Origin of the sequence: Microbaculum marinisediminis (assembly GCF_025397915.1) — a bacterium.
GTDB classification, from domain to species: Bacteria; Pseudomonadota; Alphaproteobacteria; order Rhizobiales; family Tepidamorphaceae; genus Microbaculum; species Microbaculum marinisediminis.
In genome coordinates, this window is record NZ_JALIDZ010000001.1 from 25,794 (window position 1) to 39,658 (window position 13,865).

The following is a 13,865-nucleotide window of genomic DNA, read 5'->3' on the forward strand; positions in this document are numbered from 1 at the left end:
CCTCGAAACTCAGGCGCCGACCTGCGCCCTATGACGCAGATAGTGGTCGGCAATCGTTATGGCCAGCATCGCCTCGCCGACGGGCACGGCGCGAATGCCGACACAGGGATCGTGACGGCCCTTGGTGGAAATCTCGGCGTCCGTGCCCGCACGGGTCACGGTCCGGCGCGGGGTCAGGATCGACGAGGTCGGCTTGACGGCGAAGCGGGCGACGACGGGCTGGCCCGTCGAGATGCCGCCGAGTATCCCGCCGGCGTTGTTGGACATGAAGCGGACCGATCCATCGTTGCCCATCCGCATCTCGTCGGCGTTCTCCTCGCCCGACAGCGCGGCGGAGGCAAAGCCCGCGCCGATCTCGACGCCCTTCACCGCGTTGATCGACATCAGCGCGGAGGCGACGTCCTGGTCGAGCTTGGCATAGATCGGCGCGCCCAGGCCGGACGGCAGGCCCTCGGCGACAACCTCGATCACCGCGCCGGTGGAGGAACCCGCCTTGCGGACGGCGTCGAGATAATCGGCCCAGATCGCGGCGGTGCCGGCGTCGGGACAGAAGAAATCGTTGTTGTCGACCTCGTCCCAGTCCCAGCGCGCGCGATCGATGGCATGGGGGCCGACCTGCACCAGCGCGCCGCGCACCGTCAGCCCCGGCACGACCTTGCGCGCAACGGCGCCGGCGGCGACCCGCATCGCGGTTTCGCGGGCCGAAGACCGGCCGCCGCCGCGCGGATCGCGGATGCCGTACTTCGCCTCGTAGGCGAAATCGGCGTGGCCGGGCCGGTAGCTCTCGGCGATCGCCGAATAGTCCTTGGAGCGCTGATCGACATTCTCGATCATCAGCGAGATCGGCGTGCCGGTCGTCACCTGCTCGCCGTCGGCGTCGGTGAAGACGCCCGAAAGGATCTTCACCGCGTCGGGTTCGCGGCGCTGGGTCGTGTATTTCGACTGGCCGGGCCGGCGCTTGTCCAGCCACGGCTGGATATCGGCCTCGGTCAGCGGAATCCGCGGCGGGCAGCCATCGACCACGCAGCCGATCGCGGGCCCGTGGCTTTCGCCCCAGGTGGTAACGCGGAAGAGATGGCCGAACGTGTTGTGTGACATTGCCGAAGCGGTCCGAATGTGGCCGAAACGTTCTAGAAGGCGGCCGCGGCGGCGTCAAACGACCCGGCCACGGCTCAAATCCACTCCGCCCGGCCGTCGCGCCAGACGTAAATCTTGTCCTGCGGAATGAGCGTGACCGGAATCTCCGTGCTCGGGATACCTTCCAGCATACCGCGGACGACGCGGGTGATGCCGCCATGGGCGACGCAGACCGTGTCGCGGCTCAGACCGTAGAGCCAGGGCCGGATGCGCGCCGACAGCATCTCGTAGCTCTCGCCGCCGGCGGGCACATAGGCCCATTTGTCGGCCTTGCGGGCGGCATGGCCTTCCGGGTCGCGGACCTTCACTTCCTTCAGGGTCTCGCCCTCCCATTCGCCGAACGACACCTCGCGCAGGGTCGGATCGGCGCGGTAGTCGGCGGGATCGAGGCCCATCTCCCGGCGGAGGATCTCCATGGTGTCGCGGGCGCGCCTGAGCGGGCTCGCCACCCAGTCGACATCGGTCTCCCCAAGCCCGTCGGTCTCCAACAGCCCGGCGAGCACCGTGCCATTGCGGGCTGCCTGGGCGCGGCCGCGGGCGTTCAGGTCGATATCCTTGGTGCCCTGCAGTCGGCCCTCGACGTTCCAGTCCGTCTCGCCGTGGCGGATCAGGTAGAGAGACGCCTTCAGTTCGCTCACAGCTTGAGGACCAGCTTTCCGAAATTGCCGCCGGTGTAGAGCAGGTTGAGCACGTCCGGAAAGGCTTCGATACCGCCCTCCCGCACGTCCTCGCGCATCCTCAGCCGCCCTTCGGCGTGCCACTGGCCCAGCTTCTCGTTGGCCTCGGCCATCCTGTCCTGGAAGTCGAAGACGATCAGGCCGCGCATCGTCAGGCGGTTGACCAGGATCGAGCGCAGGTTCTTCGGGCCAGGCTGTGGTTCGGTGGCGTTGTAGGCCGAGATCAGCCCGCAGACCGGGATGCGTCCGAACAGGTTCATCATCGGCAGCACGGTATCGAGGATCTCGCCGCCGACATTCTCGTAATAGACGTCGACGCCGTCCGGGCAGGCCGCCTTCAACTCCTCGGCGAGGTTACCGCCCTTGTAGTCGGCGCAGGCGTCGAAGCCGAGCTCCTCGACCACGTAGCGGCATTTCTCCGGTCCGCCGGCGATACCGACGGCACGGCAGCCGACGATCTTGGCGATCTGGCCGACGATCGAACCGACCGCGCCCGACGCCGCGGAGACGACGACGGTCTCGCCGGGCTTCGGCTTGCCGACCTCGAGCAGGCCGAAATAGGCGGTCTGGCCGGGCATGCCCAGGCCGCCGATCCAACGCTCGAGCGGCGCCTTGGTGGGATCGACCTTGAAGCAGCGCTCGCCCTTCGACACCGCATAGTGCTGCACCCCGAGCAGGCCGGCGACGGCATCGCCCACCTTGTAGTCGGGATGGTTGGACTGATCGACGTGGCCGGCGGCGAACCCGCGCATCACCGCGCCGATCTCGACCGGCGGCACGTAGGACTTGCCGGCGGCGATCCAGCCGCGCATGGCCGGATCGAGCGACACGTACTCGATCCTGACGCGGAACTCGCCCTCGCCGGCGTCGCGTGCGGGCTCGTCGACGATCTCGAAATCGTCGCGCCTGACCATCCCGACGGGACGGCTCCTCAGCCGGACGAGGCGGTTCGTTGTCATGGCGTCATTCGTCCTTGACGACCGAGATATCCGGGGCGTCGACCGACTTCATGCCGACGACGTGGTAGCCGGAATCGACGTGATGGACCTCGCCGGTCACCGCGCGGCCCATGTCGGACAACAGATATAGGGCGGACTGGCCGACCTCGTCGATGGTAACGGTGCGCTTCAGCGGCGCGTTGTATTCGTTCCACTTGAGGATATAGCGGAAGTCGCCGATGCCCGAGGCGGCGAGCGTCTTGATCGGGCCGGCGGACAGGGCATTGACGCGGATGTTCCTGGCGCCGAGGTCGACGGCGAGATAGCGCACGCTGGCCTCCAGCGCCGCCTTGGCGACGCCCATGACGTTGTAGTGCGGCATCACCTTCTCGGCGCCGTAGTAGGTCAACGTCAGCATCGAGCCGCCATCTCCCATCAGCTTCTCCGCGCGCTGCGCGATCGAGGTGAAGGAGTAGCAGGAGATGAACATCGTCTTGTTGAAATTGTCGGCAGTGGTGTCGACGTAACGGCCGTCGAGCTGCTCCTTGTCGGAGAAGGCGATGGCGTGAACCAGGAAGTCGAGGCCGCCCCACAGCTTGCGGCATTCCTCGAAAACGGCGTCCAGGCTCGCCTCGTCGGTGACGTCGCAATGGCCGACAACGGTCGCGCCGAGCTCCTGGCTGAGCGGATCGACGCGCTTCTTCAGCGCCTCGCCCTGATAGGTCAGCGCCAGGCTCGCGCCTTCCGACGCGCACGCCTTGGCGATGCCCCAGGCGATCGAACGGTTGTTGGCGATCCCCATGATGAGACCACGCTTGCCGGCCATCAGACCCCGGGATTCGCTCATATTCTGCCCTCTACTCAAAAATCGTGCCGCCGCGCCGGTTCCTATGGCATGGCGGTCGGAATACCGCAAGGCGCAGGCGGGTGCCCGCGCCTGCGCGTGGGGACAGGATCACGTCCGGCCCCATTTCCGCCGACGCAGGCTTAGACCGCACCGGATTTCAGCTAAGAAACTGAGAAAATAGGCGTAATCCGGGCGATGGCAGGAGATGCCCGGTGCCGGTCCGGGCCAGACGGGAAACGGCGAGGCCCTGCCATGCGCCCCCGGGCCCTGGATCAGGTCCAGGGCACGCGGGTCGGGGCGCCCAGCTCCGGCCCCCGGGACGCGCGGCTAGTCGACGTCGAGCGGCTCGGTGCCGGCGGCCCCGCCGTCCTTGACGACGATCTTCTCGACCTTCGCTTCCGCCGACTTCAGCAGCCCCTCGCAATGCTTCCGCAGCGCATCGCCGCGCGTATACATCTCGATGGACCTCTCCAGCGGAACGTTGCCGCCTTCGAGCTGCTCGACGATTTCCTCGAGCTTCTTCAGCGCGTCCTCGAAGGACAGATCGGCAATATCCTGCGGTACCGGGGCTACTCGCGACGTCATTCTTTTCCTCTTCTACCTCTTGTCGACACTTGCCCCGTCACGCTCTCATCAGCGCGCGCACATGCGCGGCGGCCGAAAGCGCAAGCCCCTGGAGATCGTAGCCGCCTTCGAGCAGCGAAACGACCCTGCCGTTGCAGGAGGTGTCGGCGATTTCCATCAATCGCTTGGTTATCCACGCGAAATCCTGCTCCACCAGATTGAGGTTGGCGAGCGGATCGCGGGCATGGGCGTCGAATCCCGCCGACACGATCACGAGATCGGGCGCGAATCGCTCCAGCGCCGGCAGGATCACGGCCTCCATCGCCTCGCGGAACTCGGAGCCGCCGTCGCCGGGCTGCAGCGGCGCGTTGACGATGTTGCCGGCGCCGGTCTCCGAAATCGCGCCGGTGCCGGGATATAGCGGCATCTGGTGCGTCGAGCCGTAGAACATGTCCTTGTCGTCCCAGAAAATATCCTGGGTGCCGTTACCGTGGTGGACGTCGAAATCGACGACGGCGACCCGCTCGGCGCCGTGCTTTTGCCTGGCGTGGTAGGCGGCGACGGCCGCGTTTCCGAACAGGCAGAACCCCATCGCCTTGACCTTCTCGGCGTGATGGCCGGGCGGGCGGACGCCGCAGAAGGCATTGCGGACCTTGCCTTCCATCACCTCGTCGACGGCCGTGGTCGCCGCGCCGACGGCCCTGAGCGCTGCCTGCAGGCTGCCCGGCGACATGGATGTGTCCGCATCAAGCTGGACGATACCCTCCGCCGGCGCAGCGGCCGCGATCCTCTCCACATAGGCCTGCGGATGGGCGAGAGCGGCCTGCTCCAGCGTGCCGAGCGGGGCCTGCTCGCGAATCAGGTTGTGGAACGCCTCGTGTTCCAGCGCCCGTTCGATCGCGCGCAACCGGTCCGGGCGCTCCGGATGGCCGAAGCCGTTGTCGTGGTCCAGGCAATCGGGATGGGTCAGATAGAGGGTCGACACGGGGCTGCTTGCTTTCTCGGCGTCATCAAGAGGTCAAACTAGAATTTCGCAGGACGTAGGTGAAGGGCGTGGAAAGCCGTTCGCGGCCTACGCGCCGACCTTCTTCAGGCTGGCCGGGGCGACGCTGTCGTCGGGGACGAAAAAGTCCTGTTGCAGGTCGACGGACGGATCGACGCGGTACTTGTCGAAATCGCGCTCGCCCGCCTCGTGGAGCAGCGAGTCGTCGATGCAGAAATTTCCGGTGAAGTCGCGGGAGGGCCGCGACAGGATGGCGTGCGCGGCGTCGCCCATGATGTCGGGCGTCCGGCTCGCCTGCATCAGCGCGTCGCCGCCGAGCAGGTTCCTGACGGCGGCGGTCGCGATCGTCGTGCGCGGCCACAGCGCGTTGACGGCGATGCCCCTGGCCTTCAGTTCGCCGGCAAGCCCCAGAACCACCATGCTCATGCCGAACTTCGCCATCGAATAGGCGGTGTGCGGGGCGAACCACTTGGTCTTCATGTCGAGCGGCGGCGACAGCATCAGGATATGCGGGTTCTCCGCCTGCTCCAGATGCGGAACGCAGTACTTGGAGACCATGAAGGTGCCGCGCGCGTTGATCTGGTGCATCAGGTCGAAGCGCTTCATGTCGGTCTCGAGGATGCCGGTCAGCGAGATGGCGCTGGCGTTGTTGACGCAGGCGTCGATGCCGCCGAAGCGATCGACGGCTTTCGCCACGGCGTCCTTGACCTGGTCTTCCTCGCGGATGTCGCAGACGACCGGCAGGGCCTTGCCGCCGGCGGCCTCGATCTCCTCGGCCGCGGTAAAGATCGTGCCGGGAAGCTTGGGATGCGGGTCGGCGGTCTTGGCCACCACGGCGACATTGGCCCCGTCGCGCGCCGCACGCAGGGCGATGGCGAGACCGATGCCGCGGCTCGCACCGGTGATGAAGAGGGTCTTGCCCTGAAGCGTCGTCATTGCGGTTCCTCCCGACCCGGCTTTTTCCTGCCAGGTTCTCCACCTGCTCCGCGAATCCCCGCGACTGCGGAACTTGCCTAGGACGCCAGCGCGGCGTCGGTATCGAGCACCGTGTCGGCACCGCCGACGACCGTTTCCGCCAGGCCGTCCGCCGCAGGGCAGACATTCTCGGCGAAAAATCGGGCGGTGGCGATGCGTGCCGCGTTGGCCGGGCTCGCGTCCAGCCCATGGGCGATCAGCGCGCCACGGGCAAGCGCGGCGCCGCCGCCGGCAAGCGAGATCAGCCGCAGATAGGGCGTCGCACCGGCGAGCGCGTGATCGGGATTGCTCTTCAGCGCCTCGAACATCCACGTCGTCGCCCGCTCCAGCGCGTCGATGGTCGCGTCGAGGCGATCGCCCATGCGGCCGAAGGCGGGGTGGTTGGCCTCGGCCACCTGACGGACGACCTCCCGCAGATCGCCGATAAAGGCCGTCACCGCCGCGCCGCCCGACATCGACAGCTTGCGCGTGACGAGATCGATCGCCTGGATACCGTTGGTGCCCTCGTAGATCGGGGCGATGCGGGCATCGCGCAGGTGCTGGGCCGCGCCCGTCTCCTCGATGAAGCCCATGCCGCCGTGGACCTGCACGCCCATTGAGGCGACCTCGACGCCGATATCGGTCGAGAACGCCTTGGCGAGCGGGGTCAGCAGATTGGCGCGCTCCTGCGCGGCCTTGCGCCCGGCCTCGTCGGCGGACCGATGGGCGAGATCGGTCGCCACCGCCGTCTCGTAGCAGATCGCGCGGGCGGCCGCCGTCAGCGCGCGCATGGTCATCAGCGTGCGCTTGATGTCCGGATGGGCGACGATCGGCACGGCCTCGTCCTGGCTCATGCCGGGCACCCGGCCCTGCTTGCGCTCGTGGGCATAGGCCAGCGCCTGCTGATAGGCGGTCTCCGCGATCGCGACGCCCTGGATGCCGACGGAAAGGCGGGCGTTGTTCATCATCGTGAACATGCAATTGAGGCCGCGGTTCTCCTCGCCGACCAGCCAGCCGACCGCCCCGTCGTTGTCGCCGAAGGCCATGACGCAGGTGGGGCTGGCGTGGATGCCGAGCTTGTGCTCGACGCTCTGGCACCAGACGTCGTTGCGCTCACCGAGCGAGCCGTCGTCGTTGACCAGGAACTTCGGCACCAGGAACAACGAGATACCACGCGTGCCGGTCGGCGCGTCGGGCAGGCGGGCGAGCACCAGATGGACGATATTGTCCGTCAGGTCGTGCTCGCCGTAGGTGATGAAGATCTTGGTGCCCTTGATCGAATAGGTGCCGTCGCCGCGCGGCTCGGCGCGGGCGCGCAGGAGGGCGAGATCCGAGCCGGCCTGCGGCTCGGTCAGGTTCATGGTACCCATCCATTCGCCGGAGACGAGCTTGGGCAGATAGGTTTGCTTCAGCTCATCCGACGCGTGGGTATGAAGCGCCTCGATGGCGCCGAAGGTCAGCGTCGGGCCGATGCCATAGGCCATCGAGCCGGAATTCCACATCTCCTGGGTGGCGATCGACAGGGCTATCGGCAACGCCTGACCGCCGAAGTCCTCCGGGCCCGTCAGGCTCGCCCAACCGCCCTCGATCCACTTGGCATAGGCCTCTTTCCAGCCGGGCGGCATGGTGACCGCGCCGTCCCGTAGCGGCGTGCCGAACTTGTCGCCGGGCGCATTCAGCGGGGCGATCTCCTCGCTCGCGAACCGGCCGGCCTCCTCGAGCACGGCGTCGACCAGGTCGGCGCTGAGATCGCCGAAGGTGCCGCGCTCCAGTTCGCCGTCGAGACCGGCGATATGGCGCAAGGTGAAGGCGATGTCGGACACCGGGGCGCGATAGCTCAAGCGAACCTCCCTGACATTCTACAAGCGAATTCCACGGTTCCGCGCGCTTGACGGCGCGCTCCCGGCCGGGCCTATAGCGAGCCCAGCGATCGAAGCGCACTTTAGGCTTGGCGGGCGCATCGTCAACGGCTCGATATGGAACTCTGGCACGTCAACGAGACTTCCCCTGAAGAATACGACACGCGGACGAGCGCCGCCGCGCGGCATCTCGCCGCCGGCGCGCTCGTCGTGGTGCCGACCGAGACGGTCTACGGGCTGGCGGCGGACGCCACCAACGGCGAGGCGGTCGCGCGACTCTACGCCGCCAAGGGCCGGCCGCGCTTCAACCCGCTGATTTCGCACGTTTGCGGCCGCGACATGGCCGAAACACACGGCATCTTCGACGAAACCGCATCGAAACTGGCCGACCGCTTCTGGCCGGGGCCGCTGACCCTGGTCGTGCCGAAACGCCCGGACTCCGGCATTTCCGATCTCGCCACGGCCGGGCTCGACACCGTCGCTCTCCGATGGCCGGACAGCCCGGTGACGCGCGCGATCATCGAGAAACTCGGCCGGCCGGTCGCCGCGCCGAGCGCCAACCGGTCGGGCCGGGTGAGCCCGACAACGGCGGAGGCGGCAAGCGCGGAAGTCGGCGACTCCGTCGCCCTGATCGTCGACGCGGGGTCGTGTCGCGTCGGCCTGGAGTCGACCATCGTCGCCTGTACGGGCGACCGGCCGACCCTGCTGCGGCCGGGCGGCATCCCGACCGGGGAGATCGAGGCCGTCCTCGGCGCCCCCCTCGCCCGCCATGCCGGCGATACGGGGCCCGATCCGGAGGCGCCGGCCGCGCCGGGGATGCTCGCGTCCCACTACGCGCCGCGGGCCAAGGTCCGGCTCGCCGCAGACCGCGTCGGCGCGGACGAGGCGCTGCTGGCCTTCGGCCCTGCCCTGCCCCAAGGCGCGGACGCGGCCAGGGCGGTGCTCAACCTGTCGGAGCGCGGCGATCTCGTCGACGCGGCGGCGAACCTGTTCACCTACCTGCGCGAACTGGACGCCTCGGGCGCCGGCACCATCGCGGTCATGCCGATCCCCGAAACGGGCCTGGGCGAAGCGATCAACGACCGGCTGCGGCGCGCCGCGGCGCCGCGGTGATAACCACGCAACCGGACAGTCGGCGCTCGGCTGCAACCGAGCGATAGCCATCACTCCGGCAGGCCGGCGGCGCGCATCAGATCGTGCATGCGGCGGCGATCGTCCGGCGAGCGGATGAGTTCGAAGAAATTCCAGTGTTCAAGCCGGAAGGCGGGAAACCTCTCGGCCAGCCGCGCCGCCACGCGCGCGGCCTCCTCGCGCCGGCCGAGCGCCCAATACGCCGTCGCCGCCCAGCACAGCACGGGCGGGCCGACCGGGCCATGGCGCGCGATATTTTGCTCGAAGGACGCAACGGCACCTTCGTAGTCCTGCCCGATCGCCTTGATCACGCAGCGCAGGTTCAGATACGGCCCGTTGACGAACTGCGGATTGAGCCGAAGCGCCTGATCGATCGGATCCACGCCGAGCTCGGGATGGCCGGACAGGGCCAGGAAGAAGGCCCGGTAGGCATGGGTGTCGGCATCGTTCGGCTGGAGGGCGTGGGCCTTGTCGATCGCGATCATCGCCTCGTCGTGGCGCCCCTGCAGCAACAGCGCCTGGGCAAGCGCCACGTAGGACCAGCCAAAGCTGTCGTCGCATTCGACCGCCTTGCGGGCCAGCGCCTCGGCGCGGGCCGCGGTTTCGGCCATGTCGACATGGCCGAAAATGGCGGAGAATCCGAGCATCCAGGAGACCCCGGCGTATCCACCGGCATAGTCCGGGGCCATCTCCATGACCTGCTCGAACATCTCCCGGGCGGCGTTGATGCGCTCGGGAATCGGGGGAAACGGCGTCGCCTTGGCGCGGACATAGAGCTCGTAGGCATCCAGGTTGTGGGTGTGGACCCGGTGCAGGCGTTCGGTCTCGTCGCCCCGCAACCGCACCGACAGGGCCGAGACCACCTTGGCGCCAACGTCGTCCTGCAGCTCGAAGACGTTGTCGACGCTGCCGTCGTACCGCTCGGCCCAGAGATGGCCGCCGCTGAGCGCGTCGATCAGCTGCACGTTGATACGGACATGCGCGCCGGCCTTGCGCACGCTGCCTTCCACCACGTAGCGCACCCCCAGCCGCTGCGCCGCCTCGCGGATATCCACCGACTTGCCCTTGAACACGAACGAGGAATTGCGCGCCACCACGAACAGGCCCGAGACCTTGGACAGGTCGGTGATCAGGTCCTCGGTCATGCCGTCAGCGAAATACTCCTGTTCCGGATCGCCCGACATGTTGTCGAAGGGCAGCACCGCGACCGACGGCTTCGACGGCAGTTCGAGCGGCTCGGCGCCATTCGGCGCCGGGGCCAATACGGGGGTCGGCGCAGGGGCCGGCCCGGAGCTCGGCCCAAGGGCCGCAGGTTGCCCGCGATGGTCCCGCCAGCGCCAGATCCGGATCGGCCTGGCGATGTTCTTGGCCTCGTGCTCGCCGCCGTCTTCCCACGCGACCTCGAGGCGGTCGCGGACCTGCCGGTAGGCATCGTCCGACAGGCTGATGCCGCCGGGCTCCGACAGGGGCTCGATGCGCGCGGCGATGTTGACGCCGTTGCCGAAGATATCGTCGCCCTCGATGATGATGTCGCCGACATGCACGCCGACCCGAAGGCGGATGGCCCGGTCGTCGGCGACGCCCTGGTTGCGCGCGGCGAGCCCCTGCTGGACGGCGATGGCGCACTCCACGGCGGCGACGACCGAGGGAAACTCCAAGAGCAAACCGTCGCCCGTCGTCTTGACGATGCGGCCGCCGTGCCTGCCGATCATGGGATCGACGAGTTCGGACCGACAGGCGCGCAGCGCGGCGAGCGTGCCGATCTCGTCCGCCCCCATCAGACGCGAATAGCCGACCACATCGGCCGCCACGATCGCTGCCAGCCTGCGTTGCGTTTCCTCCGCCATGGCGGAAGTTTACCGGCGCAGCATCCAGGAATCCACGCGTAACGTGGCGGCCGGAGCGCTGCCGCGAACACGGCGCCCCCGGGCGCCGCCGACAGGCCGGACCGAGGCACGGCGCCCTAGTCCTCCAGACCCGCCTTTCGCAGGCCGTCGAGCAGAAGATCCATATCCGCCTCGCGCCGGTACGCGACGATGGCGCGCGCCTTCGACAGCGAAAAATCCGGACTGATCCGACGGACCTCGGCCAGCGCCTCGTGGGCGCGCCCGGTCTCGCCGAGCTGGCCGCAGGCGGCGGCGAGAAAGAACTGGGAGGGCAGCGACTCCGGATTGTGCGCCACGGCCCGCGCGATCATTTCCACGGCTTCGCCGAAGCGGCGCATGGTGAACAGGGACTGGCCGACATAGAGCGTGTAGTAGAAGGGATAATAGGGGTTGAGCCGCTTGGCCTTCTCGATCAGCCCGGCGACCCGTTCGGGCTGGCCGCCGAAGTGCAACACGCCGGCAAGCCCGGCGTAGGCTTCGGCATTGCCGGGCTCGACCTCGACCCAGCGCACGGCATCGGCGATCGCCGCGTCGTGCCGCCTCTTGAAGAGATGGACGGAACTGAGCGCCTCGTAGACCAGCGGCAGCGTCGGATCGAGGTCCCTGGCTTTCCGCGCCAGCTCCTCGGCCCGGTCGAGCGCGCCGGGAACGCCCATGAACCACTCGTGCAGATAGGTCTCGGCCAGGGCCGCGTGCGCCGCGGCGTAGCCCGGGTCGAGCGCGATCGCCCTGTCGTAGAGCGTGCGGGCGGCGAGATTTCCGTCCCTCGAGAAGCGCCGATACTGCTCGCGCCCGCGAAGCAGGCAGTCATAGGCCTCGGCGACGGTCGTTTCGACGCGGGGCGGCATCGCCCCGGCGAGCCGGACCTCGAGGCTGCGCACGATCCTGTCCGTGACATCGTCCTGGACGGCGAAGATATCGTCGAGGCCGCGGTCGTAGCGCTCGGCCCACAGATGCCCGCCCGACGCGCCGTCGATGAGCTGCGCGGTGATCCTCACGCGGTCGCCCGCCTTGCGGACGCTGCCCTCCAGCACGTAGCGGACACCGAGATCGCGGCACACGTCCTGGATCTTCACCGCCTTGCCCTTGTAGGTGAAGGTCGAGTTGCGCGCGATGACCGTCAGCCCGGCGATCTTCGAGATCTCGGTGATGATGTCCTCGGTGATGCCGTCGGCGAAATACGCCTGCTCGCTGTCGCCGCTCATGTTGTCGAAGGGCAGGACCGCGATGGACGGCCTGGCGTCGACCGGCGGCGCCGAACCCTCGGCGGCAACGGCCGCGGCCGGGCGGACGCGGCCGGGATGCCACTGCCAGACCCGCAGGGGACGATCGATGTTCTTCAGGTCGCGGGGGCCCAGGTCCTCGAAGGCCAGGTCCGTACGGTCGCGCACCTGGTCGTGGACGGCATCGGAGATGCACAGCCCGCCCGGCGGCGCGAGGCTTTCCAGACGCGCGGCGACGTTGACCCCGTCGCCATGGATGTCGTCGCCGTCGACCACCACGTCGCCGAGATTGACCCCGCAACGCAGCGCGATACGCCGATCGGCCGGCAGCGCGGCGTTGTTCTCGGCCAGGCGGGCCTGAATCGCCGCGGCGGCGCGCACGGCGCCGACGGCACTGGCGAACTCGGCCAGGATGCCGTCGCCCATCAGCTTGACGACGCGGCCGCCGAATTCACCGAAGGCGGGATCGACGACCTCCGTCCGCAAGGCCTTGAACGCCACAAGGACAGCCTCCTCGTCGGCCCGGACCAGCCGCGAGTAGCCGACGACATCGGCGGCGAAGATGGCGGCGAGACGGCGTTGCATCGGCTCCCTCCGCGGCGAAGCCTAGAGCCGAAGCACGACAATAGCCATCGATTGCAGAGGCCGCAGGTCACCCAGACCCGATGGCCCCGCACGTGGCGGAAGGCGAGAAGGCCCGACGTGCGCCGCGCCATCCTGGTGACGCCGATCCCCGCAGGCTACGAACCGGCGGACTCGTTCGAAATGTCCTTGAGAAAATCCGCCCCGAATTCCGACTTTATGTAGTCATACTCAGGCTCGCAAACGGTCGCGATGTGCTTCTTGACCTTGTCGCTCAGAACGACCTTGCCTGACTTGGAATTGTTCTTATCTCTTATATTTTTGTATTCCATTTCATCAAGGCCGTATTTTATTTCAATATTACGCAAAATATCCTCTGGTCGAACAATTATATCCTTGAACGACACGACGTTCACGCCCTTGAAATACTTCTTAAGAAGCGGAATGGACCGAGAATACTTTCCCCTGAGCACCTGCCCCGCATCAATGTGACCGATAATATCGTTGTCCTCAACGCTCTTACGCCTGCCCTGAACGCGCCGGACCCACATGCTTGTTCCTGAAATCATCCTCCTGACCGGATCCCTGACGATCAAGACCGGCTCGATATCAGGCAGCAGTTTGGCCATATGCATGAAGCCGCGCTCCGGCATGGCCATATAGCTGGGAGAGGCCTCCATGAAGACGATATCGCCCCCCTTCCGCATCAATTGCCTGTTCTTCGGCTTTTTCAGAAAAATATTCTTATACCACTCATCCGTATATGCATTATTCGGATCCAAAACATATTCTATGTAATCCTTGTAGGCCTTAGTCTTCCCTTCTGTACTGACCCATTGCCCCGACAATATTGTCTTTTTTCGCTTCTCAAATGAAAAATTCTTACGACACACCCTATCGAAATAGTGAATTTCCTTCTGGAAGGCAAATCCAACCCGAGGCTGCTGCTTGATCATAGAAAACAACCATGTGGTGCCGGCCTTTTGCGCGCCAACGATGACCAGATCCATTACACGACTCTCTTCTTCTGATTTTTTGCGACAGACGCCATTCTGAATTGAAGC

12 protein-coding genes are annotated in these 13,865 nt (G+C 66.9%); 1 reads left to right on the forward strand and 11 read right to left on the reverse strand.

Annotation, left to right across the window (positions count from 1 at the left end; genetic code table 11):
• Nucleotides 1-9: 9 nt before the first annotated feature.
• The 8 genes from aroC to MUB46_RS00175 form a co-directional block, all read right to left on the reverse strand.
• The gene (gene aroC, locus MUB46_RS00140) at nt 10-1,098 is read right to left on the reverse strand and encodes a chorismate synthase (protein ID WP_261613831.1); all 1,089 of its coding nucleotides are present in this window, start codon (nt 1,096-1,098) and stop codon (nt 10-12) included.
• Between the two features lie 74 nt (nt 1,099-1,172).
• A complete protein-coding gene (locus MUB46_RS00145) occupies nt 1,173-1,775 on the reverse strand; it encodes a histidine phosphatase family protein (protein WP_261613832.1) in 603 nt (200 codons plus the stop codon).
• A complete protein-coding gene (locus MUB46_RS00150; protein ID WP_261613833.1) occupies nt 1,772-2,773 on the reverse strand; it encodes an NADP-dependent oxidoreductase in 1,002 nt (333 codons plus the stop codon). Before MUB46_RS00150 ends, MUB46_RS00145 begins: the two co-directional genes overlap by 4 nt.
• A gap of 4 nt (nt 2,774-2,777) precedes the next feature.
• On the reverse strand, nt 2,778-3,599 hold the full coding sequence (fabI, locus tag MUB46_RS00155; protein WP_261613834.1) for an enoyl-ACP reductase FabI: 822 nt from the start codon (nt 3,597-3,599) through the stop codon (nt 2,778-2,780).
• Nucleotides 3,600-3,926: 327 nt separating this feature from the next.
• A complete protein-coding gene (locus MUB46_RS00160) occupies nt 3,927-4,184 on the reverse strand; it encodes an exodeoxyribonuclease VII small subunit (RefSeq protein ID WP_261613835.1) in 258 nt (85 codons plus the stop codon).
• Nucleotides 4,185-4,221: 37 nt separating this feature from the next.
• A complete protein-coding gene (locus MUB46_RS00165; protein WP_261613836.1) occupies nt 4,222-5,148 on the reverse strand; it encodes a histone deacetylase family protein in 927 nt (308 codons plus the stop codon).
• An 87-nt stretch (nt 5,149-5,235) separates the two neighbouring features.
• Nucleotides 5,236-6,102 carry an SDR family oxidoreductase gene (locus MUB46_RS00170; RefSeq protein ID WP_261613837.1) on the reverse strand — a complete coding sequence of 289 codons (867 nt, stop codon included), beginning with the start codon at nt 6,100-6,102 and terminating at the stop codon, nt 5,236-5,238.
• 77 nt (nt 6,103-6,179) lie between these two features.
• Nucleotides 6,180-7,961 (reverse strand): acyl-CoA dehydrogenase, encoded by a 1,782-nt coding sequence (locus MUB46_RS00175; protein WP_261613838.1) that lies wholly within the window; start codon nt 7,959-7,961, stop codon nt 6,180-6,182.
• Nucleotides 7,962-8,096: 135 nt separating this feature from the next.
• Between MUB46_RS00175 and MUB46_RS00180 the strand changes: the two genes are divergently transcribed.
• Nucleotides 8,097-9,092, forward strand: coding sequence for an L-threonylcarbamoyladenylate synthase (locus MUB46_RS00180; protein WP_261613839.1), 996 nt, complete (start codon nt 8,097-8,099; stop codon nt 9,090-9,092).
• A gap of 50 nt (nt 9,093-9,142) precedes the next feature.
• Here MUB46_RS00180 and MUB46_RS00185 read toward each other — a convergent pair whose 3' ends face one another.
• The 3 genes from MUB46_RS00185 to MUB46_RS00195 all read right to left on the reverse strand — a co-directional run bounded on the left by MUB46_RS00185 (nt 9,143) and on the right by MUB46_RS00195 (nt 13,811).
• Nucleotides 9,143-10,957 (reverse strand): adenylate/guanylate cyclase domain-containing protein, encoded by a 1,815-nt coding sequence (locus MUB46_RS00185; protein ID WP_261613840.1) that lies wholly within the window; start codon nt 10,955-10,957, stop codon nt 9,143-9,145.
• A gap of 116 nt (nt 10,958-11,073) precedes the next feature.
• On the reverse strand, nt 11,074-12,804 hold the full coding sequence (locus MUB46_RS00190; RefSeq protein WP_261613841.1) for an adenylate/guanylate cyclase domain-containing protein: 1,731 nt from the start codon (nt 12,802-12,804) through the stop codon (nt 11,074-11,076).
• Nucleotides 12,805-12,959: 155 nt separating this feature from the next.
• The gene (locus tag MUB46_RS00195) at nt 12,960-13,811 is read right to left on the reverse strand and encodes a sulfotransferase (protein ID WP_261613842.1); all 852 of its coding nucleotides are present in this window, start codon (nt 13,809-13,811) and stop codon (nt 12,960-12,962) included.
• Nucleotides 13,812-13,865 lie beyond the last annotated feature (54 nt).